We start from the raw sequence: 26,988 nt of genomic DNA, 5'->3' as shown, positions 1-26,988 counted from the left end.
CTCAGCGGACCACCGGTACGGCTTCGTACAGCCGCCAGTCGAGGTCGAACCGGTCCACGCGGAGCGTGCGCCCCGCCGCGTCGGCGTGCACCACGCGGGAGTTGGCCCCGTCCACGAGCAGCCAGCGCTCTCCGTCGAACCAGGCGTCCTGCAGCCAGGTCGTCCCGGCGTCGACCCGGCTCACCACCTCGGCCTGCAGCTCGGGCCCGAGGCGTACCACCAGGGCCTGGCCGCGCCCGGTGTCGACGAGGGTCAGGTGCTGGTCGTCGAGCCGACGCACCGCGTGCGGCCTGCGCAGGTCCTCCAGGAGCGGCACGGCCTTCCCGGTGCCGCGGTCGATGCACATCAGCGCGCCCTGGTGGAAGAAGGTGGCGAGTACCCGGTCCGCGTCCAGCGGGAGTGCGGAGTTGACGTGCGTGGTGTGCAGCTTGGTGTCGTAGTTCAGGCCGCGGTGGTCCACGGTGCGGTCCAGGTCCCGCACCTCGCCGGTGGCGTCCTTCGGGTATCCGTTCTCGGTCGCCCACCACTGCCAGCTCGGCTCCTCCGCCCGTCCGGTGACCTCCGCCACCAGGTCCACGCCGGTGGAGGCGACCAGCAGGCCGCCGCCCTCCGTCGGGCGCATCGAGTGCAGGTAGTTGCACCACGGGGCGGACAGATACGGTGCGGCGCCGGTGAGGTCGGGGTCCAGGCTGCTGATCCCCCAGGGGCAGGCCGCCAGGAGCTGTCCGTCGAGCGGCAGCAGCCCTTCCACACCCCACAGCGGGACCGACCGCCTCACCTGCCCGTCATCGCCGACCAGCGCCACGAGGCCGCCGGGGAAGTCGGTGGCGGCCTGTGCGGTGCCGAGCTGTTTGACGACGGGCCGCTCGGCGCGGCGTGCCGGGTCCCGCCAGCGGCTTCGGCGGGCGCTCATGTCCGTGTGGCTCACGCTGAGGTAGTACTGCATCACGTCTCCGTGGGTTCGTTGAGGACGGCGGTACGGACCAGCCGTGCGGCCGCGGTGAGCGAGGGCAGGTCCTGGTGCAGCCGGTAGGCGGGCAGCTCCAGCAAGGCGTCCAGGGCCTCTTGGCGCCGCGCCGGGCCCTGGTCGGAGTACCAGCCCTGGAGGAAGGCGTCGTAGTGCGAGGCGGCGGTCTCGACATGCGGGCGGAGCAGTTCCCCGGCCTCGTCGGGAGTGATCCGCTCCAGTTCCGGCGTGGCCCTGTCCGCGTCGAACCGGGGCAGTACGAGCGCGGTCAGCCGTGCCCGTGGGACCAGCGGGAAGTCCAGCTCGGCGGCGAGTTCGGCGGGGTAGGTCCACACGCTCCGCGGCAGCCCGCCGTTGCCGGAGCGGTGCTCGCCGTCCCAGCCGTTGGTCGGATGGCTCGCCGCCAGCACCCGCTCGGTGATGCCCGGCCGTACGGACTCCAACGACACCAGGGTGTCGGCCCGCACGTTGACGCTGCGGGGCCAGCCGTGCCCGGTCGGGGCGTGGTCTTCGGTCAGTTCGACGGTGAGGTCGTCGTTGGAGACGAACGAGGCGCCGCCGGCCAGGAGCGCCGAGAGGATCGAGGAGGTCTTCCCGGCCCGTTTCCCGCCCAGGAAGGCGGTGCCCCGGCCGTCGAAGGCCACCATGCCGCCGTGGAGGAAGAGCTGGCCCGCGGTGAACGCCTGCCAGCGCAGCAGGTTGCGGATCGTACGCAGTGCCTGCAGGGTCCGCCATGCTCCCGCGGGACCGCAGACGGTCACCGCGCGCCGCTCGTGGTCGACGTACAGCACCCTGTCGGGTTCGAATCGCGAGGCGAAGACGAGGCGCTCCCACCGCGCGCCCTCGGGGGGTGTGTCGGTGAGCGCGACCAGTGGGTGGGCGGCCGGCCCGGACGGGGCGGGCGAGACGGTCAGGAACCCCTGGAAGGAGGCGGTGAGACCGGCCAGGTCGGCGGGGTTCCCGGTGACCAGCACACCGCCGGACGCGGCGGAGCGGACGAGGATCATCGGACCCCGGCCCGGTCCGCGGGCAGCAGCCCGGAGTCGGCGAGCAGGCGCTCGGCCAGGTCGGCCGGATCGGCGGCGGCGAAGTCGCCGCTCAGCCCCTTCAGGAGGTCGGCGAACACGGCTGCCGCCCGCTCGCCGCGCTCCCCCGCGGCGCACACGTCGTAGGCGTGGGCCCGCCACCGTGGGTCTCCGGTCAGCCGACTGGTCAGCGCCTGGACCAGGACGGAGGTCCAGTCGGGTCCCTTGACCACGAAGTTGACCTGGAGGCACTCGCCCTGCGCCTGGGTCTCGTGCCACCACCCGCGGGGCAGGAAGACAAGGCCGCCCGCCCCGACGTCGACGCTGAGCGCGTCGTCGGGCAGCCGGTCCGGGAAGGGCAGCCGGTCGGCGAGCGCGAGCTGGTCCTCCTCGCGCTGTCGCCGGTTGCCCGGGAGGCAGACCCCGGTCTGGTTCCTGATGTGCTCGTTGGGTGCCAGTCGCCAGCGCTTGTGCCCGCGCAGCAGCAGGGCGAAGTTCACGTCGTGGTCGCTGTGCATGGACACCCCGCTGCTGTCAGCGGAGCAGAAGATCTCGCAGGTCACTGACGTCGCCGGCATGCCCAGGTCGTGCGCCACCGCCTCGGCCATCGCCCGCAGCTGCGGGATGTGCTCCTCCACGCGGCGCAGGTAGCAGGTGAAGCCGGCGGCGAGCAGCGGGGCCGCCGTGGGGCCGTCGGGCACCCGTGCGCTGACCCCGTCGGTGCGCAGCAGCGACACGGTGGCACGGTAGGCGTCCAGGACGGCGGCGTTCGAGGCGAGGGCCGGGACGGCGGCCAGCTCGGCCAGCCGCTCCGGGTCGCCGTCGGTGGTGTACGGGCTCCCCGGCCAGTTCCGGTCGAGGAACTCGGCGGCGGTCAGCGGAGCGACCAGGGTCTCCAGATCCAGTGTCATGCTGTTCCCTCTGCTGGTACGGGGGCGGCCGGGCACCGGTCGCGCAGCCGGTCCGCCAAGTCGTCGATGGTCTGCCGGAAGGCCGGGTTCGCGGTCCACGGGCGCTGCTCGCCCAGCACCATGGGCAGCCGGAACGTCTCGGCCGGCCAGGCGGGGCGCGCTCCGGCGGCGGGGGTCTCGCTGTGCCGGTGGCACTGGGGGCATTCGATGCCGGACATGTTCTCCACCACGCCGACGACGGGGACCTGTTCGGCGAGGAAGGAGAGGAACCGGCGGGTGTCCGCGACGGCCAGCGGCTGGGGAGTCGTCACCACGACCGCCGCCGAGGGGGTCACCAGGTCGAGGAGGGCGGTGTGGATCTCACCGCTGCCCGGGGGCAGGTCGACGACCAGGAAGTCGAGCGGCCCCCAGGCCACCTCGTTCAGGAGTTGCCGGAGGATGCCCCGCAGCAGCGGTCCGCGCCAGGTGAACGCCTTGTCGGCGGGGCCGAGAAGGCCGGTGGACATCACGCCCAGCCGTCCGGCCGGTACCGGCAGCATCCTGCCGTCCACCACCCTGGGACGGTCCGTGAGGCCCAGCAGGGTGGGCAGGCTGGGGCCGGACAGGTCGGCGTCGAGCAGCGCGACGCGCGACCGCTCGGCCAGCCGCTCGGCGAGCGCTGCGGCGACGGTGGACTTGCCGACCCCGCCCTTTCCGCCGCCCACGAGGACGACCCGGGTGGACTCCGTCATCCGGTCGGTCCTCATGCGCGTGCCCCTTCCGTCTCCCGCAGCCAGAGCGAAAGCCGGGGTGCTTCGCCCAGCCACTGCCGCACGTACCCCTCGTCGGAGCCGTGGAGCTCTCCCTTGATCACCCCGAGGGCCGCGAGTTCCACGAACACCGTCCGCAGGAGCGGGTCGGCGCAGCGCAGCTCGGCCTCCGTGAAGGGGTGCGGGGAGGCCCCGCGGTAGCCCGCGACGAGCCGGCCGGCCCGCTCTGCGCGGACCTCGCAGCGAAACGGCCGGGCGAAGGCGGTCGAGTCCTGGTCGTAGGCCAGGCCGCCGAAGGTCAGGACGGCCTCGGCGAGGTCGCGCAGACGGCTGCCCCGGTCACAGTTGTCGAAGTCCAGTACGGCGGTGACCTGTCCCCGCTCGGTGAAGAGCAGGTTCCACGGGTTGACGTCGCCGTGCACGGCCGTCTGGGGCAGCTGCTCCCAGCCGGCCCGGTGCAGCTCCTGCCGCGCGTGGGCCAGTTCTCCGCCCAGCAGTTCGACCAGCGGGCGCAGCGACGGGTCGCTGGTGTCGGCGGCCAGTGCGAGATGGTCCGCGACCAGGCGCAGATAGTCCTCGCCGGGGGCCGCGTCCAGGCTCGGCGCGCAGGCGTGCAGCCTGGCCAAGGCCTCTCCGGCGCTGTGCAGCTGGGCGACACCGCCGGTGTGGCGCACGCCCTTCACGTGCTCGAACAGGACGAAGACGCTGCCGCCCAGGCGCAGACGGCTCGCGCCGTCCAGCGTCCTGCGGATCGCGGGGGCGAGTCCGGTGCCGCGGTGGGCCGCCGCCTGGTAGGCGTGGCTGAAGTCGAGTTGCTGTTCGTCCTGCGCGTACCAGGGGATCTGTTTGAGGAACCAGCGCCGTCCCTCGTCCTCGATCATGGCCTTGCGGCTGGTCGCCGAGCGCACCTCGAGGAGCGTCGCGGTCTCCCCGTCCAGCAGGATCGGGTAGAACGCGTCCGCCGTGCGCAGCCCGTAGGCGCGGGCGATCTCGGCCAGGTCGTGCTCGTCGAAGTTGAAGAAGCCCGCCGAGCGGGGTTTGCGTGCTACCGGCATGCCGTCTCCTCGGATAGGACGAGGGAGGCGCGCAGAGCGGTCAGGTGCCGGTCCAGCAGTGACAGCAGCGGGCTGCGTCCTCCCCAGGGACGCGCTTCGGCCAGCGGCTCCGGGCTGAACCGCTCGACGAAGGCGAGAATGACGTACGCGTGGAAGGCCGCGTACCAGTGCAGCCGCCAGGCGGGCGCTCCCGAGAGCTCCACCAGGCGCCGCGCTCCGTGGCTGCCGTCCCAGTGGACCAGGGCCTCGCCGTAGCAGGCCGCCGGGTCACCCGCCCAGAGCACCGGCACGTTGACGCAGTGCAGTCCGTCCGCCGTGACCAGGAAGTTGCGGTGGTTGACGTCGGCGGACAGCAGGGTCGGTACGGGGGCGGCGCGGTCCAGCGGTGCTCGAAGGCGCGTCAGCGTCTCGGCCAGGGGGGCGTACCGCAGTGCCGCGAGGCGAGGTGCTTTGCGGCGCTGGCGCTCCAGGTAGGCGCTGAGGAAGCCGCTCCAGGTGCGGTGCTCGGCGTGTCCGCGGGCGTCGGCCTTGCCGAATCCGCTCGCCGGGCGGGCCGCCACAAGCCGCATCATGGCGTGCCACTGCCCGGCCCAGTCCTGTGCCGTGGCCGTCGGGGCGGTGGCCAACACGTCGGCCAGGCAGGGTCCTTCGACGTATGCGGCCAGGGTCAGCGCGCTGCCGTCCGCCAGGCGGCGCACGGCCAGCGGACGCCGGAACGGGGCGTGGGGCGGGAGCGCCGCCAGGAGCGCCGTCTCGGCTTCGAGATCGCTGGAGGGGTCGGTGAGGTGCTTGAGGACGTAGTCGCCCCGCGCACCGGGAAGCCGCCACAGGAGACTGTTGGAGCGGGAGAGCAGTGTGGGCTCCCCCACCGGGCCGACCACGTGCCGCGCCCAGCTCAGCATGGCCCCGGTCGGCAGCGGGTCCGTCGCCGGGGTCATGGGGTCACCGCCGCTTCCAGCAGCCGCAGTTCGACCTCGTCCCGGGCGGTCAGCCGCGTGCGCACGCCGAGCGGGAGGGTGAGTACCGGGTCGGTGTGCCCGAACTCGAGATCCGCGACGACCGGCCCCGGTGCCGCGGCCGTCCACCGGGCCAGCGTGGCGAGCAGTTCGGCGTGGTCCCACAGCCCGTTGCAGGTCTGGGCGAACCGGCCGAAGCCGATGCCCGCGGCCTGCTCCACGAGGCCGGTCCCGCCGAGCGTCCGCAGGTTGCGCAGCAGGCGGTCCCGGTCGGCCGTGTCGGACTCCTCAAGGAGCACGATCCGGCCCTCGCAGCGCGGGACCCGGCCGCCGCGCCGCACCGTGTCGGCCAGGCAGGAGAGGTTCGCGGCCAGCAGCGGGCCCTCGGCCTGCCCCGGCGTCAGAATCCGCCGTGCTCCGGCGGCCAGCCGGGTCCGGGCCCGGTCGTCGTCGCGGTCCCACTCCCGGTACTCGACCACCACGGTGTCGCTGCTCGGCAGCGGACCCGCGGGCAGCGGTGCCGACAACACCTGCCGCAGCGCGGCGAGGCCGTAGCGGTCGATGCCGTCCGGCTCGCCGAACTGCGGCAGGGCGGCGGGACCGTAGCAGGCCTGCGTCCCGGCCCGTTCGTGCGCCCAGAGGAGCACCGAGGTGAAGTCGCTGTAGCCGACGAGGAGGGTGGGGTGGCCGCGGAACACCTCGGCGTCGAGGTACGGGATCAGCTCGTCGGCGCCCGATCCGCCGACCGTGGCGAACACCGCCCGCACCCGGTCGTCCGCGACCAGGTCCATCAGGTCGTCGGCCCGTTCCCGCGCGCTCCCGGCCCGATCCCCCGTGTCGGCCGCGAGCGATCTGCCGAGCCGCACCTCGAACCCCGCGTCGCCCAGCGCCCGGACCGCCCGGTCCAGGCGCCGGGGGCAGCGGGCCGCGAGCGGCCCCGAGGGCGAGACCAGGCCCACCACATCGCCTCGGCGCAGCGCGGGCGGACGCCGCGGGGCTTGGGTCACAGCCACGAATGCTGTCCCCGCAGGCGCGGCATGACGTGCAGGTCACGGATGTCGCCGTGCTGGAGCATCCAGAGCAGCAGCCGTTCGGTGCCGAGGCCGAAGCCCGCGGTGCGCAGCGGGTGGCTCTCGCGCATCCGCACGTACCACTCGTACTCGGCCGGGGCGACGCCGTGCTCGGCGAGCGCGGCCAGCACGTGCGCGCCGGTGGCGTGCCGCTCGCCGCAGCCGGCCACCTCGCCGACGCCCAGGAGCAGGTCGGCGCAGCGCGCGGTGCCGTCCGCGTCGCCGGCCTGGTAGAACGGCACGGCGAGACGGTGCGGGCGGGTCAGCCAGACGACACCGCCGTAGTGCTTGATCAACTGCTGCTCGCCGGCCCGGGTGATGGCGGGGACGCCGTCCACGACCTCGGTGAAGCAGGCGTCGCCGAGCAGGTGGCGCGCCTCGGCGAAGGTGATCTGCGGGAAGGAGTCCCGAGCGGCCAGTTCTTCCAGGTGGCGCAGCGTGCCTGCGGCGCCGCCCACCGCGTCGGTGACCTTGCTCGCCAGCACGGCGCGGGCCAGCCTCAGGACGTACGCCTCGACGAGGCGCATCACGTCATCGAGGCCGCCGACGATCTCCGCCTCGGAGTGGAAGAACTGGTTCAGGTGGCTGCTGTCCGGGGTCTCGCCGCGGAAGGTCGGCATCACGTAGTAGGCGCCGGCCAGCCCGTGCCGGAGCATGAACTCAAGCTGGAACTGCATGGAGTCGGCCAGATACGTCCGGTCCTCGAACAGGTCGACCTCGACCGGGAGGCTGTCGCTGCCCAGGCCCATCGGGCTGGACACCGAGCCGACCGTCACCGGCATCAGGACCGGGGAGATCCCGCGTTCCCGGTAGAAGTCGGCGGTCTGCTCGACCAGCAGTGCGTTCAGCTGGGTGATCAGCCGGTACCAGGGAGAGTCGATGGCCGCGTGGAAGTGGCTTTCGGCGTCGTCCCAGAGCCGCGGCGGTGCGATGGTTCGAGGCTGCGGGGCGAAGGTTTCGATCATTGGGGTCTCCGGTGTGCTAGCGGGACAGGGGGGCGAGTGACAGGTCGAGCCGGTAGCCGTGGACGCTCTCGAACATCCGGGCCTGGTCCTCTTCGCCGAACACGGTGGTGAGCCGTGCCCCGTCCCAGGCCAGCACCTCCGGCAGGGGGAAGGCCCAGCACTCGGCGAACACAGACGTGTAGGCGCCGCAGTTGAGCACGGCGAGGCGGCGGCCGGACGGCCCGGTGGGCAGCGGTACCTGCCGGGCCAGCACCGAGGGTGCGCAGGTCCCGTCCGCCACGTGGTAGGTCGCCCAGGGCTCCTGCGGCTCCGGCCAGGCCAGCGGCACCGGCTCGTATCTGATGTCGGGCAGCGGGATCAGGATGTTGGATCCCAGGTCGGCGATCCGCCATCGGGAGGCGTCGCCCGGCTTCTCCCCGGTGACCCGGGTGAGGCCGATCGCGGCGTCCGCCACCACGTAGCGGCCGGGTTCCAGATACAGCTCGAAGTCGTAGCCGACGGCTGCGAGTTCCTCGGCCGCCACCCGCGCGAAGTCGGGTGCGTCCAGGCCGCCGCGGTGCAGCAGGTAGCGGGTGTCGAGGCCGCCACCGATGTCGATCACCTCGAACCGCAGGCCGCGCAGCCGCTCCACCTCGGCCGCCACCTCGGCGACTCCGCGCAGGCAGGCGCGGTACTGGGCCAGGTCGGCGCCGTGGGTGAGCTGGTGCGCGTGGAGTGCCTCGACCTCCACACCCGGTGCGGACAGGGCCCGGTCGAGCAGGTCGAGGAACCGGCCCCCGGCCCAGTCGGCGCCCACCTTGCCGCCGCGCCCGAGGAACCGCTCCGTGTCGGCCTCGGGCGTGACCCGCAGGCCGATCGGCACCACGGTCCCCCGGGCGACCGCGGCCCGGGACACCTCCTCCAGGTCTTCCGGGTTGTCGACCACCACCAGACCGGCGCCCCCGGTCACCTCGGCGGCGTGCCTCGGGCTGCGGCCCACGCCGTTGGCCACGACGCGGTCGGGCGCGCAGCCCAGCTGCGAGGCGAGGCGCAGCTCGAGGTGGGACATGACCTCCAGCCCCGCGCCCTCGGCGAGCAGTGCTTCGACCACCGGTCGTACGTAGCAGGACTTGAGGGCGAAGAAGACCTTGACCCGGCTGAAGTGAGCTTCGAAGGACTCGCGCAGGGCCCGCAGGTTCGCGGTCGCCCGCCCGGTGAGATAGAGCAGGACCGGGTGCTCCGACCGCTCCAGGAGCTCGGTGAGGTCCAGGGTGCGGTCCACCGTCAGGCGGTCGTTCACGTATGCCAGCTGCGGCAGGCCGCTGGTCAGCTCGGCCTGCCGGGGTGGGCGGGCCATCAGAGGTAGAGCGTCGGCTCGTCGCCCTCCGGCACCACGCGGTGCACGAACAGCGTGTACGACAGGTACTTCATGTTCTCGTTGAAGGCGCGGAAGATCTCCAGGAGCCGCTCGTGCAGCGCCTCCTGGGCGTCCGGCGCCCAGTCGGCCGCGCTGCGCCGGACCATCGCGGCGCAGTAGTCGTCGACCTCGCTGTCGGAACGGGCCCCGGCCTCCGCGTCGTGCCGGTAGTACGGCTGCAGCCGCTCGTGCGTGAAGAGATCGACCCAGTAGTCGCGGTCGTAGCGCGGCACCTCGACCTCGATCATCTCCGCGACCTTGCCCAGCACCTGCCGCGGGGGCTCCTTGGCGTAGTACAGCTCGACGTCGGCGAGCAGACCGTACGGCTTGACCACGCGCAGCCACTCCTGGACGGCCTGCTCCCTGCCGTCCACGAAGGCGAGCGCGCCGCCGGAGAGCACCACGTCGAAGGAGGCGTCGGCCAGGCCGCTGCGCCGCATGTCCCGGTTCTCGTGGCGCACCGACCCGGCGAGGCCCTCCTTGGCCGCCCGCCGGTTCCCGGCATCGGCCATGTCCGGGGATATGTCGATGCCCAGCACCGAGGCGCCCGTGCGCCGCGCCACCTCCCGGCTGAGGAAGCCCGCGTTGCATCCGGCGTGCAGCACGTCGAGGCCGGGGCGCAGATGGGCCTCCTGGCAGATCCGGCGTACGGAGTCCAGGCCGCCGGGCGGCAGGTTGGCCTCCTCCAGGAGGGCGAGCAGGGCGACGTAGGGCAGGGCGCGGACCTCGTCCGCGCCGCGGGGAGTCAGGGCAGTGGTCATGGTCGTTCTCCGATGTTGATGAAGCGGGAAGTGTCAGTCCGGCAGCTCGCCCACCGCGGCCAGCGCCCGGTGGTAGTCCTCCACGGCCACCTGGCCCCCGCCGACCAGCAGATGGTCCGAGACGGGCGTGCGCAGCAGCACGCAGCCGGCGGCGCGGCAGATCCGGGCCCGCTGCCAGTGCGGCCGGGAGCGGAACCGCAGCGGGAAGCCGTGGACGGGCAGTCCGGCCGCCATGCGGGCCTCGGTGTCGTCCGGTTCGGTGCCGCCGGCCGCGCCCCTGGCGGTGCGCAGGGCCTCTTCGGCCGCCGCCGCCTCGGGCAGCCCCGCCCAGCTCGACTCCGGTGGCGCACCGGTCAGCTCGTGGGTCCTGCGCAGCAGTTCCCACAGCTCGGGGGCGAGGCGGAAGTCACGCGCGGCCGCTGCCAGGGCCGCCGCGGACGGGGCGTCGGCCCCTCCCGTCAGGACCGTGGTGTCCAGCGCGTCCTTGACGTTGAAGGGGCGCTGGGTCCGTTCGTCGGCGAGCATCAGCAGGTCCGCCACGACCGGGTCGGCGGGCAGCGCGGGGCGCAGCGGGACCGTCGCGTGGTCGCCGGCGAAGGCGAAGGTGGTGAGGTCCACCTTCAGCTCGGGGTCGAGCACCGGGTCCTCGGCCGGCCAGCGCGGGGTGGCGAGGATGTGGCGCCGCGCCCCGTCGATGACGGACACCGCCACCTCGGTCACCGGGTGGGTGGCCATGATGTGGGCGACGGACCGCCACAGCGCCTGTTCGTCGGGCAGGACCAGGTCCAGGTCGCCCATGCCCCGCAGCAGCCGGGCCGGGTACCGCTCCAGCAGCGACACCCCTTTGACGGAACGCGCGCCGTACGCGGTGGAGCAGTGCTCGGCTATCCGCCGGTAGGCGTCCACCCGAGCGGTGACCCGGCGCAGTTCGTCGGCCGAGCCGGTGCCGAGTTCTGCCCCCTCGGCCACAGCGGCGGAGAGCACGAGGCCCGGGAGCGAGGGCGACAGGGCGCGGGCCTTGCGCAGCAGTACGCGTAGCGGCGCGTCCGGGTCCACGTCCATGACGCGGTACAGCGTGGCGAGGTCGATGGCGGTCATCAGGCGTCCTTGGCGGGGTGCCGCCAGTACACCCACAGGGGCCGCCAGCCCCGGGCGGTGAGCGAGCCGATCACACGCGGTCCGTGCTCCGGGTCCGTGAGCTGGTGCACCACGTGGCCCACCAGCGGCAGCCCGAGCTCGTCGGCCCGCTCGACCGCGGCATGGGTGAGGCGACGGGTGACGGCCCGTACGTCGTGCCCGGGGTCGACGAGGATGTCGATCAGTTCGAGGAAGCGCACGCCGGTGATGTCGTCCAGGGCTTCCTCGTCGAGCGTGGCGTGTCCGATCGGCTGCCCGTCGGCACGGGCGATCAGCGACCGCCTGCCCGGCTGGCCGAGGATCAGCCCGGTCTGTTCCCGCACGGCGCCGTCCAGTGCGCGGGTGCCTGTCTGGAGGACCGACGCGTCACTGACCGCCTGCTCCATCCAGCGCTGGACGAACGGCTCGTCCGCGGCGGTGGCCAGGCCGATGTCGCCGCCCTCGTCCATGGCGCTGTGGTCGGTGCTCCGCGGGGTGTCGGCTCCGGCCGGTCCGGTCCAGAGCACGTACGTGAGCAGCGGCTCCCACGGCGCCGGCAGCGCGATGTCGGCGGTGGCTCGCAGCACGACCTCCGCGCGCGGCGCGGCGGCGGCCAGCAGCCGGCCCGGCCCGGTCGGCGAGGTCATCAGCTGCGACTGGGCGTATTCGACGAAGTACCGAGGGGCGCGGGTGAGCGGTTCCGGGGCGTCCCCGGCGCAGAACTCGCCTTCGGGCGTGCGGGTGAGCACTCCCGCCCGCTGACAGATGCTGAGGTAGTCGGCGGCGGGGTGGCCGGAGAGCATCCGCTGTGCCTGCGCGGTGGCGTTGACGTTCACGCGTCCCCCCCACGGGAGCGCACCACCACGGTGAACTGCTCCAGGATCCGGGCCGCGGCCTTCGCCACGTCCTGTGCGCCGACGGCGCGCAGCGCCCGCTGCTCCTGGCTCATCGACCACTCGACCGAACCGGCGCGGGTGCGGCTTGCGAGCTGGATGGCGTGCTCGGTGGGGCTTTCACGGTCGACGAGGCCGTCCATGAGGGCCTGCCGCCGGGCCACTTCCAGGTCCTGTTCGCCGGGACCCTCCGTACTCAGGAACTGGAGCAGCTCCCGGACGATCGCCACCAGGGCCGGTCCGTTGCGGGACTCGGCGCCCACCAGCACCCGCCAGGCACCGGCTTCCAGGTAGCTGCGGGACCAGGACTGGAAGGCGTACGCGAGTCCCTCGTCGTTGCGCAGCCGCCGGTAGAGCAGCGAGGACGGGCTGCTGCCCAGCAGGCAGGAGAGCACCTGGTAGGCGTACCGGTCCGGGGAGTCGAGGGCCGGGGCCCTGCCTCCGGCGCTCAGCCAGCTGAAGCCGTCGCCCGACCAGTCGAGGTGCTCGTCCGGACCGGGCGTCAGCGGGTCGAGGGCCACGGGCTCGTCGGTCAGCGGCTGGTCCGCGTACGGGGTGGTGAGCACGTCCGATGCCACCTCCGCCAGGGCGTCGGGGGCGAGTCCGCCGACGCTGATCAGGGCGAGGCGCCGACGGACGAAGGACCGGGCGTGGGCCTCGCGGACGTCGTCCAGGGTCAGCCGGTCGAGTTCGGCGGGCACCCCGCCGACCGGGCGGCCGAGCGGGTGGCCGGGGAAGAGCTCGGCGAGGAAGTCATCCTGTACGACGTCGGCCGGGTCGTTCTGAGCCGCCGTCAGCTCCTGCTGCACCACGCGGCGTTCGGACCGCAGCAACGCGTCGTCCAGCTTCGGGTCGAGCAGGGCCGTGCAGAGCAGTCGTGCCACCGCGGGCGCGTCGGCGTTCAGGACGCGTGCGTGGAAGACCATCCCGTCCAGGGCGGTCAGCGCGTTGGACTGGCCGCCGAGGCGTTCGATGCTCTCCGTCAGCGAGTGTCCCCCGGGCACGGGGGCGGTCATCAGCAGGTGTTCGAGCAGGTGGGCGATGCCGCCCTGGGCGTGCGGGTCGTTGCGTGAGCCGTACTGGACGGCCAGGGCGAGCGTGGTGGTCTCCAGGCTGCGGTCGGTCGACGCGAAGGCCGTCGCCTGCCGGGAAAGCCGATGGGTGTGCGGGTCGGTCACTGCTTCTCCCTTCGATGCGGGCGCGGTCCTCGACCGCGGTGCCGCGGGGGCCGAGGCCCCCGCGGCACACGTGGGTCACTTGCCGGACTTGACGACGACCTTGTCCAGACGCGGACGCAGGCCGGTCTTGTGGTTGCGGGTCATGTTGTTCACCTCCTTCAGGTAGGGGGTCTTGCTCTGGCATCCCCGTCGCCCTGGATCGGGTCGCAGTGACGGCGGGGAAGTTCAGGGGGGGTCAGCGGGCCGTTCGGCGGGTCACGACGAGAACTCGATCGATCCGTCCTTGCGGCCCCGGCCGACCCACAGGCCGTACGCCAGCCGGGCCGCCACGAGCCAGCCGGCCCCGACCAGTCCGAGGAGCAGCACCGGGGCGAGCTGCCCGGACCACGCGCTGCCGTCCCGCAGCGCACGGACCGCCCGCAGGCCGTGGGTGAGCGGCAGCAGCTCGGCGAAGGCCCGCACCCAGCCGGGCCAGTAGCCGGTGGGCACCTGCACCCCGCAGATCGCCATCATCACCAGGTAGGCGACGTTGGAGACGATGCTGCGCATCTCTCTGGCTCGCAGCACGAACGCGGCGAGGAAGAGACCCAGGCAGTAGGTGGCTGCCGCGGTGGCGGCCACCAGGGGGACGAGGAGCAGGAGTTGCCGTGGCGTCCAGTCCACTCCGAAGAACGGGCTGATCGTCAGGAGCGCGATGCAGGACGTCGCGATCCCGCTGGCCAGCCACTGGAGGCTCCGCCCGACGAAGACCCAGAAGAGTCCGGCCGGTGAGGCGATCAGCAGTGGCAGCGTGCCCGCCCTCCGCTCCCACGTCGTGGACGCCACCACCTGCATGGCCTCGATGACGCAGACCATGAGGCCGTTGCCGACCAGCAGGAACTCCTCCTGGCCCGCGGTGCCGAGCACCCGTCCGGCCAGGGTGAAGAACACCACCTGGCAGACCATCCGGGCGACCCAGCCGAGCAGCCAGGTGGACCAGGTGTAGCTCGCGGCGAAGTCGGCCAAGGCGTTGGCCGCGCTGTACCGGACCACGGCCGCACGGCCGGCCAGGGCGTTCATGCGTACCCCAGGGTTCCGAGGGACCGGACTCTGCGCAGGATCGACCGCATCAGCAGGAGGGTCGCCGCGTGTCCCAGCCCGCCCAGGACGACGATCCACCCCAGCCGCTCGGGCAGGTGGTGCACCGGGTCCGGGTCCATCGCGGCCCTCAGCAGGTCCGCCTCCCAGGAGAGGAAGACGAGTCGGCTGAGCGGCTGGAGCCAGTCGGGCAGCAGGGCGACGGGCACGAGGACGCCGCCCAGCAGGTAGAAGGGATAGCTCAGGCTGTTCTGGAAGGTACGGGCCGAGCGGGCCAGGACGAACAGCGTCGCCATGATCCCCGCCGTCCCGGCCATCGCGAACGTCCCGGCCACCAACCCGGCGAGCAGGATCCACGGATGCCCCACCGAGAGGGAGACGCCGAACAGCAGCCGGGCCACGACGACCGATTCGCCGAACGCCAGCAGACTGACCGTGACGATCGCCGAGATCCGCCCCACGACGAGTGTGGCGAACGACGCCGGTGTCGTGACGATCGCCTCCAGCGTGCCCAGCTGTCTCTCCTGGCTGACCAGATCGCCTGCCACGAAGAGGGCCATCGACCACTGCGCGATGAAGGCCGGTGCCAGTACCGCGTAGGACATGAGTCCGGCCCGGTCGGCGTGGTCGGCCATGGAGAGCAGCACCACGGTGTACAGCGGCACCGTGATGAGGACCTGGAAGTTCCCCAACGACCGCCGCATCAATCTGAGTTCGTGGAGGAATCCCTCTCCGTACAGCCTCATCCCGCCACCGCCATTCCGCGGTCGCCGACCATGTGGAGATAGAACTCCTCCAGGCTCGGCGGCGCGGTCGCCACCGCGGTCACTCCGGCATCGAGAAGGAGCCGCAGCACCCGCCCGCCGGCTCCGGCGGCATGGACGTCGACGGCCACCGTCCCGTCCTCCTGCGTACGGACGGCGCCCACCCCCGGCAGCTCGCGCAGCCGCGGCAGCACCTCGTCCGGCACGCCACGCGCGGTGACCCGCTCGTATCTGCCCAGCCAGTCGGCCAGCGACCCCGGCTGGGCGCTCGCCACCACGCGACCGCCGTCGATCAGCGTCACCCGATCGCACAGCTCCTCCGCCTCCGCCATGTCATGGGTGGTGAGGAGGACCGTACGGCCGTCCGCCCGAAGTTCTTGGACGAGCACCCGGAAGTCCCTGGCGGCCACGGGGTCCATGCCCGTGGTCGGTTCGTCCAGGAAGAGCACGGAGGGTTCGTGGACCAGCCCGCGGGCCAGGTGGAGCCGCTGCTTCATGCCGCGCGAGAAGGTCTCCGTCCGCTGGTCGGCGCGCCCGGACAACCCGACGCGCTCCAGCATCACGTCCACCCGCTCGGCCAGCCGGCCGCCGCGCAGCCCGTACAGGGCTCCCCAGTGCCTGAGGTTCTGGCGTGCCGTCAGCTTCCCGTACAGGCCGCGGTCGCCGCCGAAGACGATGCCGAAGTGCGGCCGTAGCTCACGGGCCTGCGACACCACGTCGTGGCCGAGCACCCGGGCGGTGCCTGAGGTCGGCAGCAGCACGGTGGACAGGACCTTGCACAGTGTGGTCTTCCCGGCCCCGTTGGGTCCCAGCAGACCGTGGATCTCCCCGCGGCCGACCGAGAGGTCGACCCCGTCGAGCGCCACCACCGGATCCGACACCTTGCGCCGCATTCCCTTGGCTGCGGGGTACACCCGGCGCAGGCCCTCGACTTCGATCACGTTCACGGTCTCTCGCCTCCTCCCTGGCCGGTCGCCCTGATGAGGAAGACACTGACAGGCGTCGATAGAGGGGCGATCCACGCCGAGGAGGCCTCGATACACGCCGGCTCTATCGACACCGGACCGGTCACCGCCGCAGGGCGGCGCTCGGTCAGCAGGGTCGCGTCGCCGTCCCGCCCCAGGGGGCGCGTGTGGTCCTCGGCCAGGTACAGCGAGATCACGACGGCGCCCTCGCCCGTCCCACCCTCGGAGAGCCGGTTCACCTGTCCCACACCGCGCACGGAGGGTGGCGCTCCGGCACACGACCAGCCGGTAGCCTCCGGCGCCACCAAGTCCCGCGCGCCATAAAGGTGTTGGAAGAACCAACCCCACCTGCCACACTGACCCCAGGGGGAGCCCGGTCGGGGAGGGGCCATGTCCGTCGGTATGTCAGAGGCGGTTGACCCGGGGTGGGCGGAGTTCGGGCGGCAGTTGCGGTTCCACCGGCGGCGTGCCGGGCTCACGCAGTTGCAGCTCGGGCGGAGGGTGGGCTACCACCACAGCTTCATCAGCAGGCTGGAGAGCGGGCTGCGGGAGCCGCCCTTCGACCTGGTGAGCAGGCTCGACGCGGTTCTGGAGACCGGAGGGCAGCTCGCCACGGCCATCGCCACGCCGCGCCAGGCCCTGTGCGTGCCGGGCCGGTTCCTGACGGCGCCCACGCTGTTCTCGCCGATCCCGGGGGCGGACGCCCCCGGCACCGAGGTCCCCCTGACCGCCCAGCACTGGCCCGCGCGGCTGCCCGCCGAGGGCCTGGCCTGTCCGCTGCACGGGACGGTGGGCTGCGCGACGCCCGACCGGAGTTCGGTGACGGACCTCCTGAACGGGCTGACCGGGCCCTACGGCCGCGCCGGCGAGACGGCCGGCGCGGAGGTGGAGCTGCTGCACGGCCTCACCGCCGTGCTCGCCTGTCTGATCCGCGAGGCGTTCGTCCAGGTCACCGACGCGTGCGTGACCACGGTGGAGCGGCTGCTCCGCGGCGTGGCCCGCTGGGCCGAGGCGGTCAACTCCACGGGGCGGCTTCCGTACGGCCAGCTGCGCCTCGCCGCGCAGTACGCCCAGATCTCCGGGCGGCTGCGGATGGAGCGGGGGCAGAGCGGTGTCGCCATGGCCTGGTTCGGGCACGGCCTGCGCTGGGCGGACGCGGCCCAGGACGCCGAGGCCCGGGCGACCCTCCTCAGCGACATGTGCACCCTCGTCAGGCTGGACGGCGACGCCGCATCGATGCTCGTGTACGCGGAGGCCATCGGCGCGGTGGACGCCAAGCGGCGCTGGATGGCGACCCTGGCGGACCTGTACCAGGCGCGGGCGTACGCGCTGAGGCACGACTCCGACGCGTGCCGTCGGCACGTCTCGATGGCCCGGCGCAGATTCGCCCGCCTCGACGACCGGGACCGCCTGGAGGCGCCCTGGCTCTCGGGCGCCGAAGGGGTGCTGCGCCTGGAGTCGGCGATCGGCGGCGCGCTGCGCGACCTCGCGGTGACGACGGACGACCGGGCGGTGGCCCGGCGCGCGATCGAGGCCACCGCCCGGTCGTACGCGCTGCTCCCGCCCATGAGGCACACCACGCGCCTGCTGCTCACCCTGCGCCTCGCGGACAGCTGGGCGTGCGCCGGTGACCCCGTCGCGGCGGTCGCCCTGGCCCGGCCGGTCCTGAAGGAGGCGGTGTGCGCGCGCGAGTTGATGATCACCGCCGAGTTGCGCGGACTGCACAGCCGCCTGACCGGGCGCTGGGGCGACCTGCCGGAAGTCCAGGAGTACCGCGAGCGACTGCGGAGCCTGTCGGAGTGAGGCGGCGGCGGGCCCGGCGCGCTTGCCAGTTCTTGACAGGGCGTGCCGGGCGCCCGAAATCCATTGACCGCGGCCCGGGCCGGTGTGAGGGTTCCGCCAGCCATGGGGGTGTCATGTCAGTGTCAGTTCAAAAGCGGAGCAGCGGGCAGGACCGCGGAAGCCGACGCTGACATGCCCCCCTGGCCCAGCGGAGCCTCAACACCTCTCACAAGGAGCCGTGATGCTCAGAAGATCCGCAGCGGCCGGGATAACCCTGGCCATGGCACTCGCGGGGGTGGTGGCACCGGCGTCCTTCGCCTCGGCCGCGCCGCCCGCGGGCAAGCCCGACCCGCGCGCGAAGGCCGTCGCCGCCGCCGACCAGGCGACGCGCAGCGGCCTCGACTCGCTGGCGAAGGGGCCCGAGGAGCAGTACGACCGGCACCAGGTCGTCCCCTGGGGCAAGGGCCTGTACTCCGTCGCGTACGAGCGCACCTACCGCGGGCTGCCGGTGGTCGGCGGTGACGCGGTGGTCCTCGCCGACGGCAAGGGCAAGGTCCGGTCCGTGCACTCCGCCACCGACGCGAGGATCTCGGTCACCACCAAGGCCAAGGTGAAGGCCGCGCAGGCGGTCAGGACCAGCCGCACCAAGCTGGCGTCGGTCAAGAAGGTCGACTCCAAGCGCCTGGTGGTCCGGGTCAGGAAGGACACGCCCGCGCTCGCCTGGGAGACCGTGCTGACCGGCAGGACCAAGGCGGGCGACCCCAGCCGCCTGCACGTCTTCGTCAACGCGCTCACCGGCAAGGTCGTCGACACCTACGACGACGTGCGCGCGGGCACCGGCCGCAGCAAGTGGAACGGCCCCAGCCCGCTGACCATCGACACCTCCCGCTCGGGCAACAACTACGTGCTGCGCGACACCACGCGGCCCGGCCTGCAGTGTTCGGACTACAGCGGCGGTCTGTTCACCAAGGCCACCGACGACTGGGGCACCGGCAACCCCACCAGCCGGGAGACCGGGTGCGTCGACGTGATGTTCGCCGCGCAGAAGCAGTGGAACATGTTCAAGGAGTGGTTCGGCCGCAACGGTCACGACGGCAACGGCCGCAGCTGGCCGGTGCGCGTGGGCCTCAACGAGCTCAACGCCTACTGGGACGGGTCCTCCGTCACGATCGGCCACAACAGCGCCAACGAGTGGATCGCCGGCATGGACGTCGTCGCCCACGAGTTCGGCCACGGCCTGGACTCCAACACCCCGGGCGGGGCGAACCACGAGAGCGGCCTCGGTGAGGCCACCGGCGACATCATGGGAGCCCTGACCGAGGCGTACGTCAACCAGCCCGCTCCCTACGACACACCCGACTACACCGTCGGGGAAATGGTCAACCTGCAGGGCCGCGGGCCGATCCGCAACATGTACGACCCGAGCCGGATCAACAACGACCCCAACTGCTACTCCTCCTCGATCCCCAACACCGAGGAGCACAAGGCGGCCGGGCCGATGAACCACTGGTTCTACCTGCTCGCCGAGGGCTCGAACCCCGGCGGCGGCAAGCCCACCAGCCCCACCTGCAACAGCAAGCAGGTGACCGGCGTGGGCTTCAAGAACGCGGGCAAGATCTTCTACAACGCCATGCTGCTCAAGACCAGCGGCATGACGTACAAGCGCTACCGCACCGCCACGCTGACCTCGGCGAAGGCCCTGGACTCCAGCTGCGACCTGTTCAACGCCACGAAGGCCGCCTGGGACGCCATCACCATCCCGGCCCAGACCGGTGACCCGACCTGCGAGGGCCAGCAGAACGACTTCTCCCTCGGCCTCAACCCGGCCTCGGGGAAGGTCGAGGCGGGCGCCTCGACCACCGCCACGGTCAACACCACGACCGTCACCGGCAGCGCCCAGCAGATCTCGCTGACCGCCACCGGCGCGCCGACGGGCGTGAGCGTCTCGTTCGACCCGGGCACCGTCACCTCGGGCGCCAACTCCACCCTGAAGATCGCCACCACGTCGTCCGCCGCGGCCGGCACCTACCCGATCACCGTCACGGGCACCGCGGGCACCAAGACCCACACCGCCCAGTACACGCTGACGGTGGGCGGCGGCGGCAATCCGATACCTCCGCCGGACATCGACGTCGCCAAGGTGCAGGCGCATCTGACGCAGCTCAACACCATCGCCTCGCAGAACGGCGGCAACCGCCGCGCCACCGGCGCCGGTTACCGCGCCTCCCTCGCCTACGTCAAGGGCAAGCTGGAGGCCGCCGGGTACCAGGTCACCGAGCAGACCTGCGCCTCCGGCTGCTCCGCGGGCGCGGGCAACAACCTGATCGCCGAGTGGCCGCAGGGCAACGCGGACAACGTCTACATGTTCGGCGCGCACCTCGACGGCGTGTCCGCCGGGCCCGGAATCAACGACAACGGCTCCGGCTCCGCCGCGATCCTGGAGGCGGCCCTCGCCCTGGCGCAGAACAACCCCGCCATGAAGAACCGCGTCCGCTTCGCCTGGTGGACCGACGAGGAGCAGGGCCTGAACGGCTCCGACTACTACGCCAGGTCCCTCAACGGCACCGAGCGCGCCAAGATCAAGGCGTACTACAACTTCGACATGGTCGGTTCGGTCAACGCCGGGTACTTCATCAACAACCTGAACTCGGCGGCCTCGGCCCCGATGAAGGAGTACTGGACTTCCCTCAACCTCGCCCCGCAGGAGAACGTCGAGGGACAGGGCCGGTCGGACGACTACTCCTTCCAGCAGGTCGGCATCGCCACCTCCGGCTACGCCACCGGCGCCTCGGCCACGAAGTCCGCAGCCGAGGCCGCGAAGTGGGGCGGCACCGCGGGCCGCGCCTACGACCCCTGCTACCACTCCAGCTGTGACACCACCGCCAACATCGCCGCGACCGCCCTGGACCGCAGCTCGGACGGTGTGGCCTACACGATCTGGAAGACCTCCGTGGGCGACAAGCCCGCCCCCACGGACGACTTCTCCCTCTCGGCCAACCCGGGCGCGGGCACCGTCGAGCCGGGTTCCTCCGCGAAGGTCACCATCGCCACGACCACGACCAGCGGAAACGCACAGCAGGTGAAGCTCTCGGCCTCGGGTGCCCCGGCAGGGGTGAGTGTCACCCTCAGCCCGGAGTCGGTCACATCGGGTGAGTCCGCCACCGCCACCGTCGAGGTCGCGACGGGCACGGTCGGCGGTACGTACAACCTGACCTTCACGGGCGCCGGGCAGGTCAGCCACACCACCACGTACACCCTCACCGTGCCGGGCGGCGGCGAGACCACCTGGCAGCTGGGAGCCACCTACGCGGCCGGGGACATCGTCACCTACGAAGGCGTCCGCTACCGCTGCATCCAGGGTCACACCGCCTACCCGGGCTGGGAGCCGCCGAACGTTCCCGCCCTGTGGCAGGCGATCTGACCATCAGCCGTGACCGGGGGCCCCGGCACGGGGCTCCGGTGACGTGACGAGGGCGGTGGGGTGCGCGCGCACCCCACCGCCCTCCGCGAGCTCGGACAGGCCCTAGGGGGCGACCCAGCCGTGGTCCTGCACCAGTTCGAGCACGCAGGCCCGCACGCGCTTGATCTGGTCGCCGGTCAGCGAGCCGACGGAGTCGAGCAGCGCCTCGGTCAGCTCCTGGGTGAACTCGTCGGCCGGGGAGACCTCCCCGTCGCCGGGCGCGGCGGCGGGAAGGGCCGCGAGGCCGCCGCGCGGGAGCTGGTGGGAGGTGGACTGGTGGACCAGGCGGATGTTCGACGCCTTGGGCCCCTTGTCCCCCCTCTCCATGAAGAACTCGACCACGCTGCCCTCTTGGTAGAGGTACTTCTCGCCCACGAGGTCGTTCGCGTGCATGAAGACGTCCTCGTCGCCCGTGTCGGGAGCGATGAATCCATAGCCGCGGACCTCGTCGAACCGCAGGACCTTCCCCACCGTCAGCACACCCATGCCACCACACCTCGCCACAACCGCACGGCAGGCACCCGCCCTGTGCGGGCCCCACCGATGACCGAATCCTTACCGGGAACCTACCGTGCCCGGTGTCCGGCCGCCCAGGCCCCCTGCCGCTCAGCGGTCGCCCCGTTCCCCGGCGAGCTCGCGCAGCACCGCCTCCGCGCAGGAGACGACCCCCTCGATCGAGCCGGGGTCGGGCGTCCAGCAGTCGCTGACGAGGTGCACCGCCTCGCCGGGCAGGGGGCGGCGCACCCGGGGCGCCACGGTGTCGGGGTCGCGTCCGGGCCGCCACACGTGCCAGGCCCCGTCGTGCGGCGGCCGGTTCCAGTCCTGCCAGCGGGCGAGCAGCGGGGCGGCGAGCCCGGGCAGGCCGTGCACGCGCGCGACGAGGCGGTGGGCCCGCTCGACCGCGGCCGCGCCGGGGACGGGGGCGACGGGGTCGGGCGCGCCCGCGGGGGCCCCTGCGGCGGCGGTCCACGAGGCGGTGGCGGGCCCGCTGGGATACGCGGCGAGGAGCAGCGCCGGGCCGTCGCCGCGGGAGGCAGCGGGCGGTGGGCAGGTGCCGCCGTACCAGAGCTGGCGCAGCGGCAGGTCCGTGGTGGCGCGGCCGCGCGTCACGCCCAGGCGGCGCCACCACGCCGTCTCGTACAGCAGGAACAGCTTGTGCGCGGGCACGGCCTCGACCGCTTCGAGGTCCGCGCGGAGCCGGGGGGTGAAGGGCAGCCCGTCCTGGGCGAGGCGGAGCAGCGGCCCCGGCGGCAGGGCGAGCAGGACGGTGCGCGCGTGGACGCGCAGGTGCTCCCCGGTGGCGCGGCCCCGCGGGTCCTCCAGGGCGAACGTGAGCCGGTAGCGGGGCGGGGGCTCGCCGCGCCCGGTCGCCGCGCGGGCCGCGTCCGGCTCCGCGCGGTCGATGCGCAGGAGCCGGTGGCCCAGGCGCAGGCTGCCGCCGGCCGCCGTGAAGCGGTCGCACAGGGCGAGGGGCAGGCGCTGCACGCCGTGCCGCAGCGTCACGTACTCGGCGTCGGGCGGGGTGCGGAACAGCAGGCCGAGCTGTTCGGCGGCGTTCTCACCGCTGGTGCCCACCTCGTAGCCGCCGGTGTCGTGCAGGAGCGCCACGGCTTCCGCGCCGAGGACCGCGCGCAGGGCGTCGGCATAGGTCGTCCGCCGCAGCGGGAGGCCGCCGACGGCCGCCGTGTCCCGCCGGGCGCGGAACGCGGCGGCCGTGCGCGCGGCCCGGTGCGCGTCGCCCTGTGCGAGCGCTTCGTGGTGGGTGCGGCGCAGCTCGGTGAAGCCGGGCACGAGGGCGTCGGCCGCGTGCCGCACGAGTTCCCCGGGGCCGAGGCCGCGTTCCCCTTCCTCCAGGTCGTACGGGATCCTCGCGGGGTCGGCGAGCTGGTGCTGACGGAGTGTCACCCCGCGGACGTGGACGAGGTTCTCGGGGCGTCCGAAGTCGAAGGGCACGAGGTCGCCCGCGAGTCCGGCCCGGGCCACCACGTCGAGGACCCGTCGCAGCCCGCGGTGCAGGCGCATCGCGCCGAGGTCGGCGACCGGGGCTTCGCTCCCCTGCCCCATGCGCACCGTCCACAGCCGTCCGCCCACCCGATGCGTACGCTCGAAGGGCGCCACACGGCCACTCCCGGGGTGTCTGGCCGATTCCTTTCGGCGGGCGAGCCGTTCGGCCAGGAAACAGCCGCCGATTCCGGCTCCGACTATCGCGGTGTCGAGTAACGGAAGGGCGGGCGGCGGCTCTTGAACAGGCGTCACCGTGTTTGCCCTTGCATGGTTTACCGCACTCTGCTTGTGATCTACAGTCGCGCTCACGCAGACGTCTTAGCACATTCGGGTTCCCCGGTGTTCCGCGAATCCGAAAGCACCGCCTCAGCGTTGGAGAGGTACCCATGATCTTCCGTAAAGAAGTCGCCGCCGAAACCGCGCACGCCTACGACACGTTGTCCGCCTACTTCCAGGACGTACGGTCGTTCTTCGAAGTCCTCAGCGTGCGATTCAGCCTGCCCGAGTACGGTGTGCGCCTTCGGCCCATAGCCGGGAACGAACTGTTCTCGAACGCCAACAGCTATCTGCTCTCCGACGACAGCTCCTACCCGTACTACCTGTGGCTGCCCAGCTGGCTGGGGCGCTTCTACATCGACGCGGACCGGATCGCGGACGACGGGCGCGCCGACGACGTGAGCACCGCGCACGCACGCCACATCGCCTTCGTCTGGCCGTGGCTCGGCTTCAACGACGCGTACGTCAAGGACGCCGGGGAGCCCGAGTGTTGGTTCGGCGTGGCGGACCCCCGGCCGCAGGACCCGCAGGAGACGGTCCGCACCACGGCGCAGAGCCTGTTCAACTACTTCCGTCTGGAGCACACCCTCGACGGCGAGCACCACGGCTGGCTGACCGGCCACTTCACGCCCCATCCCGAGGTCGGCTGCAACCTCACGGGCCGCTGGCACCTGCGCCGCGTCCCCCTGTCGGCGCTCACGAACTACTACGAGGTCGAGAAGAACGTCATCCAGCCGCTGGGAGAGAAGTTCACCGAGCTCGCGGCCGCCACCGCCGCCGACGGGCAGGCGCCCCGGCCGGAGCTGAACGGGCGGCAGCGGCACCCGGAGCCGGTCCCGGTCGCTGTGCGGTCGTGAACCCTCGCGGCCCATTACCGAGGCGCATAGGGGTCATTGAGGGGTGCCGGAGGGCTTTCCGAGGACCGCGTGGCCGCAGAACAATCACTCCGAGTCCGAGGTGCCAATCCGAGGTGCCAAGACGAGAGGTGACCCATGCGAGGAATCGACCACAGCAGCTCCGCCATCACAGTGAACCCCGTCCACCTCGAAGGCGGCCCGAGCACCCTTTCCGGAACCGTCGTCCTCGCCGAGCTCCATGACGTGATCTGCTCCGCCGAGAAGGTCAAGATTCGACACGGAAACGGCTATGAGCACTACGAGTTCATCGACGCTCCGGCCGCATCGGGCGGGGCCCGGGTGAATTCCCCGGCGTACGACGGGGATTCCGGGCCGCTGAAACTGCGCTGGGTGGGCCGTACGAAAATCGCGGAGTAATCCGGGCCCGTCCGCCTGATCCCCCACGGAAATCGGGCCCCACCGCCTCGGCGGTGGGGCCCGATTTCCGTGGGGCGTGACCGGATCAGTCGCGGCGGCCGTGCGGCGGGTACTGCGCGTACGGCGAGCCGCCCTGGGCGGGCACCGGCTGCTGGTAGCCGTCGTGCGGGGGCCCGTTCCGGTGCGGGGCGTCCGGGGTGATCCGGCGCGGCCACCAGGCGGCCCGGCCGAACAGGGCGGTGAGGGCGGGCGTGAAGAACATCGCCATCACGAAGGCCGAGATCATGATGCCGAAGGCGACCGCGAAGCCGATCTGGGCGAGCGAGACGTCACTGGCGAGCAGCATCGAGGCGAACGTGCCCGCGAGGATCACACCGGCCGCGGCCACCGTCGGGCCCGCGTGCTGGATGCTCTTGGCGGTGGCCTCCCGCGGGCCGAGGCCTTCCTTCGCCTCTTCCCGCAGCCGCGCGACCATCAGGATGTTGTAGTCGGTGCCGATGGCGACGACGAACAAGTACATGATGACCGGCAGGAAGAAGGTCAGGCCCGACTGGCCCTCGATCTGCTGGAAGAGGATCACGCTCGCGCCGAGCGTGGCGCCGAAGCCGAGCGCGACCGAGACCATCAGATAGATCGGGGCGACGACGCTGCGCAGCAGCAGGCCGAGGATGAGCATGATGAGCGCGGCCGCCGTCGGGAAGACCACCGAGAAGTCCCGGTTGACCGCCTTGTTGATGTCGACGAACACCGAGGTGACGCCGCCCACCTTGGTCTCCGTGCCGGGCGGGGCCTGTTCGTGGGCGGTGGTGCGCAGCGGCCCGCGCACGATGTCCATGGCCTCGCGGCCGTTGGGGTCCATCGTCAGGACGGCGTTGAACTCGGCGGTCCTGCCGTCCTTGCTGAGCTGGGAGCGCGAGGCGTCGCCGACGCCCTTGACCTGCTTGAGCCGGCTGACGAAGGCCTTCATGTCGGCCTCCTGGAGCTTCTCCCCGTTCGTGGAGCGCATCAGGACGGTGCTGGGGTTGGTGCTGCCCGCGGGCAGGTCCTTGCTCATGGCGTGCAGGGCGACCTGCGACTCCTTCTTGGAGTTCTCGTCCTCCTGGCTGGCGAACGTCGGCTTGTAGCCGAGGGCGCCGAGGGCGAGGACGATCATGAGGAGCCCGGAGCCGACCACGAACCGGCCGGGGCGGCGGGCCACGGACCGGCCGAGGGCGCCGAACCGGGCCGCGCGCGGCTCCCGCTGCCAGGACTTGGACGGCCAGAACACCTTGGTGCCCATGAGGGAGATGACCGCCGGGATCAGCGTCAGACAGGCGATCAGGGTCACGCCGATGGCGATGGCGAGCGCCGGGCCCATCGAGACGAGGAAGCTCAGCGAGGAGAGCAGCAGCGCGAGGAAGCAGACGATGACGGCGCCCGCGGCCGACGCGATGGCCTCGCCCACGCGGCCGACGGCCGAGATCATGGCGGTCTTCGGGTCCTCACCGAGCCGCAGCCGCTCCCGGTAGCGGAACATCAGGAACAGGATGTAGTCCGTTCCCACGCCGAAGAGCACCACGATGAGCAGCGACGACACCGAACTGTCGGCCTTGAGGTGGAACACCTTGGCGCAGGTGGCGATGAGGCCGTTGGCGACCTGCGAGACCAGCGTGATCCCGACGATGGTGAGGACGGTGATCGTCGGGCTGCGGAAGATGATCGTCATCAGGACGATGATCAGGCCGATGGTGCCGAGGAAGATCAGCGAGTCGGCCTCCTTGGAGGCTTCCTCGTTGTCCAGCTGGGTGGCCGCGTCACCGGTGACGCCCGCCTTCAGACCCGAGTCGGCGACCAGCGGCTTCAGGTCGTCGCGCATGTCCTCGACGGCGTGTTGCTGGCCCTTGTCGCCCGCCTTCACGTCGGCCATCGACACCATCACCGTCTGCACCTTCTTGTGCGGCGACGGCGGCGCGGTGATGACCTGCTCCACCTTCTCGTACTTCTTGGCCTTCAGGGCCTTGCCGACCTTGTCGACCTTCGCGGAGTCGGCGGCGCTCAGCGCCTTGCCGTCCTCGCGCGTGAACACCACGATCGCCGAGGGGCTGAAGCCCTTGGGGAACGCCTTCTCCTGGATCTTCTGGGCCTGGATCGACTCGTAGTGCTTGGGAAGGAACTCTGCTTGGTCGGATGTGGTGGTCAGCGACGGCGCGAAGCCGATCACGGCCGCCCCGGCGATGAGCCAGGTGATGATCACCAGCCACCGGTGGCCGACGACGAAACGTCCTAGGGCTTTGAACACGGTTCCTTCCTCCACTCCGGATCGCTCCGGAGTACTCGGTCTTCTGCTCTTCCAGGGGGCTTGTGG

At 72.2% G+C, this 26,988-nt stretch carries 23 protein-coding genes; 4 read left to right on the top strand and 19 right to left on the bottom strand.

The window, feature by feature from the left end:
• Nucleotide 1: 1 nt before the first annotated feature.
• The 16 genes from MQV74_RS34485 to MQV74_RS34410 form a co-directional block, all read right to left on the bottom strand.
• Complete coding sequence (locus MQV74_RS34485) at nt 2-946, bottom strand: hypothetical protein (protein WP_242726853.1); 945 nt, start codon at nt 944-946, stop codon at nt 2-4.
• Nucleotides 946-1,974 (bottom strand): hypothetical protein, encoded by a 1,029-nt coding sequence (locus tag MQV74_RS34480; protein ID WP_242726851.1) that lies wholly within the window; start codon nt 1,972-1,974, stop codon nt 946-948. Before MQV74_RS34480 ends, MQV74_RS34485 begins: the two co-directional genes overlap by 1 nt.
• Complete coding sequence (locus MQV74_RS34475; protein WP_242726849.1) at nt 1,971-2,903, bottom strand: cupin-like domain-containing protein; 933 nt, start codon at nt 2,901-2,903, stop codon at nt 1,971-1,973. The genes MQV74_RS34480 and MQV74_RS34475 overlap by 4 nt, the downstream gene beginning before the upstream one ends.
• A complete protein-coding gene (locus tag MQV74_RS34470; RefSeq protein WP_242726847.1) occupies nt 2,900-3,649 on the bottom strand; it encodes an Mrp/NBP35 family ATP-binding protein in 750 nt (249 codons plus the stop codon). The genes MQV74_RS34475 and MQV74_RS34470 overlap by 4 nt, the downstream gene beginning before the upstream one ends.
• Nucleotides 3,646-4,707 carry a phosphotransferase gene (locus tag MQV74_RS34465; protein ID WP_242726845.1) on the bottom strand — a complete coding sequence of 354 codons (1,062 nt, stop codon included), beginning with the start codon at nt 4,705-4,707 and terminating at the stop codon, nt 3,646-3,648. The genes MQV74_RS34470 and MQV74_RS34465 overlap by 4 nt, the downstream gene beginning before the upstream one ends.
• Nucleotides 4,698-5,645 (bottom strand): hypothetical protein, encoded by a 948-nt coding sequence (locus tag MQV74_RS34460; protein WP_242726843.1) that lies wholly within the window; start codon nt 5,643-5,645, stop codon nt 4,698-4,700. Before MQV74_RS34460 ends, MQV74_RS34465 begins: the two co-directional genes overlap by 10 nt.
• Nucleotides 5,642-6,676: a S66 peptidase family protein gene (locus MQV74_RS34455; RefSeq protein ID WP_242726841.1), complete on the bottom strand. Its 1,035-nt coding sequence runs from the start codon at nt 6,674-6,676 to the stop codon at nt 5,642-5,644. Before MQV74_RS34455 ends, MQV74_RS34460 begins: the two co-directional genes overlap by 4 nt.
• Nucleotides 6,667-7,698 carry an amino acid--tRNA ligase-related protein gene (locus tag MQV74_RS34450; RefSeq protein WP_242726839.1) on the bottom strand — a complete coding sequence of 344 codons (1,032 nt, stop codon included), beginning with the start codon at nt 7,696-7,698 and terminating at the stop codon, nt 6,667-6,669. The genes MQV74_RS34455 and MQV74_RS34450 overlap by 10 nt, the downstream gene beginning before the upstream one ends.
• A gap of 16 nt (nt 7,699-7,714) precedes the next feature.
• Nucleotides 7,715-9,034 (bottom strand): diaminopimelate decarboxylase family protein, encoded by a 1,320-nt coding sequence (locus MQV74_RS34445; RefSeq protein ID WP_242726837.1) that lies wholly within the window; start codon nt 9,032-9,034, stop codon nt 7,715-7,717.
• Entirely contained in the window at nt 9,034-9,855 is an 822-nt protein-coding gene (locus MQV74_RS34440) for a class I SAM-dependent methyltransferase (RefSeq protein ID WP_242726834.1), read from the bottom strand. The genes MQV74_RS34445 and MQV74_RS34440 overlap by 1 nt, the downstream gene beginning before the upstream one ends.
• A 33-nt stretch (nt 9,856-9,888) precedes the next feature.
• The gene (locus MQV74_RS34435; RefSeq protein WP_242726832.1) at nt 9,889-10,953 is read right to left on the bottom strand and encodes a hypothetical protein; all 1,065 of its coding nucleotides are present in this window, start codon (nt 10,951-10,953) and stop codon (nt 9,889-9,891) included.
• Nucleotides 10,953-11,807 carry a GNAT family N-acetyltransferase gene (locus MQV74_RS34430; RefSeq protein WP_242726830.1) on the bottom strand — a complete coding sequence of 285 codons (855 nt, stop codon included), beginning with the start codon at nt 11,805-11,807 and terminating at the stop codon, nt 10,953-10,955. The genes MQV74_RS34435 and MQV74_RS34430 overlap by 1 nt, the downstream gene beginning before the upstream one ends.
• The gene (locus tag MQV74_RS34425; RefSeq protein WP_242726828.1) at nt 11,804-13,042 is read right to left on the bottom strand and encodes a M16 family metallopeptidase; all 1,239 of its coding nucleotides are present in this window, start codon (nt 13,040-13,042) and stop codon (nt 11,804-11,806) included. The genes MQV74_RS34430 and MQV74_RS34425 overlap by 4 nt, the downstream gene beginning before the upstream one ends.
• Before the next feature lie 255 nt (nt 13,043-13,297).
• A complete protein-coding gene (locus MQV74_RS34420) occupies nt 13,298-14,101 on the bottom strand; it encodes an ABC transporter permease (RefSeq protein WP_242726826.1) in 804 nt (267 codons plus the stop codon).
• A complete protein-coding gene (locus MQV74_RS34415) occupies nt 14,098-14,865 on the bottom strand; it encodes an ABC transporter permease (protein ID WP_242726824.1) in 768 nt (255 codons plus the stop codon). The genes MQV74_RS34420 and MQV74_RS34415 overlap by 4 nt, the downstream gene beginning before the upstream one ends.
• Nucleotides 14,862-15,830 (bottom strand): ABC transporter ATP-binding protein, encoded by a 969-nt coding sequence (locus MQV74_RS34410; protein ID WP_242726823.1) that lies wholly within the window; start codon nt 15,828-15,830, stop codon nt 14,862-14,864. The genes MQV74_RS34415 and MQV74_RS34410 overlap by 4 nt, the downstream gene beginning before the upstream one ends.
• 420 nt (nt 15,831-16,250) lie before the next feature.
• Between MQV74_RS34410 and MQV74_RS34405 the strand changes: the two genes are divergently transcribed.
• On the top strand, nt 16,251-17,651 hold the full coding sequence (locus MQV74_RS34405) for a helix-turn-helix domain-containing protein (protein WP_242726821.1): 1,401 nt from the start codon (nt 16,251-16,253) through the stop codon (nt 17,649-17,651).
• 220 nt (nt 17,652-17,871) lie between these two features.
• Nucleotides 17,872-21,051 carry a M20/M25/M40 family metallo-hydrolase gene (locus tag MQV74_RS34400; protein ID WP_242726819.1) on the top strand — a complete coding sequence of 1,060 codons (3,180 nt, stop codon included), beginning with the start codon at nt 17,872-17,874 and terminating at the stop codon, nt 21,049-21,051.
• Between the two features lie 102 nt (nt 21,052-21,153).
• On the opposite strand, the gene MQV74_RS34395 is transcribed toward MQV74_RS34400, so the two are convergent.
• Both MQV74_RS34395 and MQV74_RS34390 read right to left on the bottom strand, forming a co-directional pair.
• On the bottom strand, nt 21,154-21,570 hold the full coding sequence (locus tag MQV74_RS34395; protein WP_242729297.1) for a cold-shock protein: 417 nt from the start codon (nt 21,568-21,570) through the stop codon (nt 21,154-21,156).
• 126 nt (nt 21,571-21,696) lie between these two features.
• Complete coding sequence (locus MQV74_RS34390) at nt 21,697-23,346, bottom strand: flavin monoamine oxidase family protein (protein WP_242726817.1); 1,650 nt, start codon at nt 23,344-23,346, stop codon at nt 21,697-21,699.
• Nucleotides 23,347-23,480: 134 nt separating this feature from the next.
• Between MQV74_RS34390 and MQV74_RS34385 the strand changes: the two genes are divergently transcribed.
• Both MQV74_RS34385 and MQV74_RS34380 read left to right on the top strand, forming a co-directional pair.
• A complete protein-coding gene (locus MQV74_RS34385) occupies nt 23,481-24,227 on the top strand; it encodes a hypothetical protein (protein ID WP_242726809.1) in 747 nt (248 codons plus the stop codon).
• A 135-nt stretch (nt 24,228-24,362) separates the two neighbouring features.
• On the top strand, nt 24,363-24,644 hold the full coding sequence (locus MQV74_RS34380) for a DUF5988 family protein (protein ID WP_242726807.1): 282 nt from the start codon (nt 24,363-24,365) through the stop codon (nt 24,642-24,644).
• 85 nt (nt 24,645-24,729) lie between these two features.
• On the opposite strand, the gene MQV74_RS34375 is transcribed toward MQV74_RS34380, so the two are convergent.
• A complete protein-coding gene (locus tag MQV74_RS34375; protein ID WP_242726805.1) occupies nt 24,730-26,922 on the bottom strand; it encodes an MMPL family transporter in 2,193 nt (730 codons plus the stop codon).
• Between the last annotated feature and the right edge of the window lie 66 nt (nt 26,923-26,988).

The sequence above is a fragment of the Streptomyces sp. AN091965 genome, from assembly GCF_022698285.1.
GTDB lineage: Bacteria > Actinomycetota > Actinomycetes > Streptomycetales > Streptomycetaceae > Streptomyces.
The sequence above is the reverse complement of the archived record's forward strand: the minus strand, read 5'-3'. Positions and strand labels throughout refer to the sequence as shown.

Excerpts from the sequence above, each read along its gene's own strand:
- MQV74_RS34435 (WP_242726832.1), bottom strand. The coding sequence starts at position 10,953 with ATGACCGCCATCGACCTCGCCACGCTGTACCGCGTCATGGACGTGGAC.
- MQV74_RS34450 (WP_242726839.1), bottom strand. The coding sequence starts at position 7,698 with ATGATCGAAACCTTCGCCCCGCAGCCTCGAACCATCGCACCGCCGCGG.
- MQV74_RS34465 (WP_242726845.1), bottom strand. The coding sequence starts at position 4,707 with ATGCCGGTAGCACGCAAACCCCGCTCGGCGGGCTTCTTCAACTTCGAC.
- MQV74_RS34440 (WP_242726834.1), bottom strand. The coding sequence starts at position 9,855 with ATGACCACTGCCCTGACTCCCCGCGGCGCGGACGAGGTCCGCGCCCTG.
- MQV74_RS34475 (WP_242726849.1), bottom strand. The coding sequence starts at position 2,903 with ATGACACTGGATCTGGAGACCCTGGTCGCTCCGCTGACCGCCGCCGAG.
- MQV74_RS34385 (WP_242726809.1), top strand. The coding sequence starts at position 23,481 with ATGATCTTCCGTAAAGAAGTCGCCGCCGAAACCGCGCACGCCTACGAC.
- MQV74_RS34420 (WP_242726826.1), bottom strand. The coding sequence starts at position 14,101 with ATGAACGCCCTGGCCGGCCGTGCGGCCGTGGTCCGGTACAGCGCGGCC.
- MQV74_RS34380 (WP_242726807.1), top strand. The coding sequence starts at position 24,363 with ATGCGAGGAATCGACCACAGCAGCTCCGCCATCACAGTGAACCCCGTC.
- MQV74_RS34405 (WP_242726821.1), top strand. The coding sequence starts at position 16,251 with ATGTCAGAGGCGGTTGACCCGGGGTGGGCGGAGTTCGGGCGGCAGTTG.
- MQV74_RS34480 (WP_242726851.1), bottom strand. The coding sequence starts at position 1,974 with ATGATCCTCGTCCGCTCCGCCGCGTCCGGCGGTGTGCTGGTCACCGGG.
- MQV74_RS34460 (WP_242726843.1), bottom strand. The coding sequence starts at position 5,645 with ATGACCCCGGCGACGGACCCGCTGCCGACCGGGGCCATGCTGAGCTGG.
- MQV74_RS34445 (WP_242726837.1), bottom strand. The coding sequence starts at position 9,034 with ATGGCCCGCCCACCCCGGCAGGCCGAGCTGACCAGCGGCCTGCCGCAG.
- MQV74_RS34485 (WP_242726853.1), bottom strand. The coding sequence starts at position 946 with ATGCAGTACTACCTCAGCGTGAGCCACACGGACATGAGCGCCCGCCGA.
- MQV74_RS34400 (WP_242726819.1), top strand. The coding sequence starts at position 17,872 with ATGCTCAGAAGATCCGCAGCGGCCGGGATAACCCTGGCCATGGCACTC.
- MQV74_RS34470 (WP_242726847.1), bottom strand. The coding sequence starts at position 3,649 with ATGAGGACCGACCGGATGACGGAGTCCACCCGGGTCGTCCTCGTGGGC.
- MQV74_RS34415 (WP_242726824.1), bottom strand. The coding sequence starts at position 14,865 with ATGAGGCTGTACGGAGAGGGATTCCTCCACGAACTCAGATTGATGCGG.